Below are 1,374 nucleotides of genomic sequence, written 5' to 3'. Positions count from 1 at the left end.
GGGAGTGTCAGATTTTTTGTGTGCGGGCCGGTAACGGCCTGCCGTCAGGCAGGCCCTGATTTTCACCAGGTTGGCCTGATGAACCGATCTCCGTACAGAATCGCAAATTGATTCATCGCACTTTTCCAGTCATGGGCTGCCGAGCCCCAGTTTGCTGTGATGTTTCGCAGTCCCAGCCAGATCAGTTTGGTTGCCGCGTCGTCGTTCGGGAAGTGGCCACGGGTTTTGATAATCTTGCGTAGCTGAGCATTGATGCTCTCGATGGCATTGGTGGTGTAGATCACCTTGCGGATGGCGGGCGGGAAAACAAAGAACGGAATCACTCGATCCCAAGCTCGTCTCCAGGCCGCTACCACCGTTGGATACTGCTTGCCCCACGGCCCGCTCTCAAACTCATCCAGTGCCTGTTCAGCCGCTTGGGCGTTGATTGCCTGATAGATCGGCTTGAGGGCCTTGGCCAGTGCCCGACGCTTGTCCCAAGCCGCGTAATCAAGGCTGTTGCGAATCAGATGCACAATGCATGTCTGCAGTGTCGTTTCCGGAAACACCGCACTGAGGGCCTCCGGCATGCCTTTAAGGCCGTCGGTAACGGCAATCAGCACATCCTCGACCCCGCGAGTTTTGAGGTCGTTGAATACCTTCATCCAGAACTTCGCGCCTTCAGTGTTCTCGATCCAGATGCCCAGAATATCGCGCGTGCCGTCGGGCAAAACACCCAGTGCCAAGTAAATTGCCTTGTTGCGGACCAAGCCCTCTTCACGGATTTTGACCCGCAGAGCATCAAAGAAAATGACGGGATACATCGGTTCAAGAGGTCTCTGCTGCCATGCGCCTATTTCTTCCATCACCTCGCTGGTTACAGAACTGATGAAGTCGGGCGAAACGTCTGTTCCGTACTGTTCGGACAGAAATGCGCGGATTTCCCTGACCGTCATTCCCCGGGCATACATGGCGATGATCTTGTCGTCGAAACCCGTATAGCGGCGCTCATGCTTGGGAATCAGAATGGGCGAAAAACTGCCATCCCGGTCGCGAGGAATATCCAGCCGTAGCGGGCCATCGCCGGTTAGGACTGTTTTGCCACTCTTGCCGTTGCGCTGATTGGTTTCATCCTCCGGGCGCTGCGCGCCCGACGGATAACCCAGGTGATGACCAAGCTCGGCATTCAGGGCTCGCTCAATTAGCGCCTTTTTGAACGCCGCCGAGGCCTCTTCGATGGCTTCTGCGGTCATCAGCGTTTCGGGAAACTGCTCAAGCAGCTCTTTCGGGATGTTCGGAAGCTCTCGAAGCGGTTGGCGCGCAGGTTTCTTTTTGGTTGGCATACATGCACCTCTTACTCATGTTATGCCCGAACACAAAATTTCTGACACTCCC

General features: G+C 55.5%; 1 protein-coding gene. It reads right to left on the bottom strand.

The annotated features are described in order from the left end of the window. Window positions 1-62: 62 nt before the first annotated feature. The gene (locus ACW9JE_RS30735; RefSeq protein WP_457434910.1) at window positions 63-1,322 is read right to left on the bottom strand and encodes an IS256 family transposase; all 1,260 of its coding nucleotides are present in this window, start codon (window positions 1,320-1,322) and stop codon (window positions 63-65) included. Window positions 1,323-1,374 lie beyond the last annotated feature (52 nt).

The organism is Pseudomonas sp. SDO55104_S430 (assembly GCF_054070595.1).
This window is presented reverse-complemented; position numbering and strand designations above follow the sequence as displayed.

What these genes read in the sequence shown, in the direction of transcription:
- ACW9JE_RS30735 (WP_457434910.1), bottom strand. Translation starts at nt 1,322, where the DNA reads ATGCCAACCAAAAAGAAACCTGCGCGCCAACCGCTTCGAGAGCTTCCG.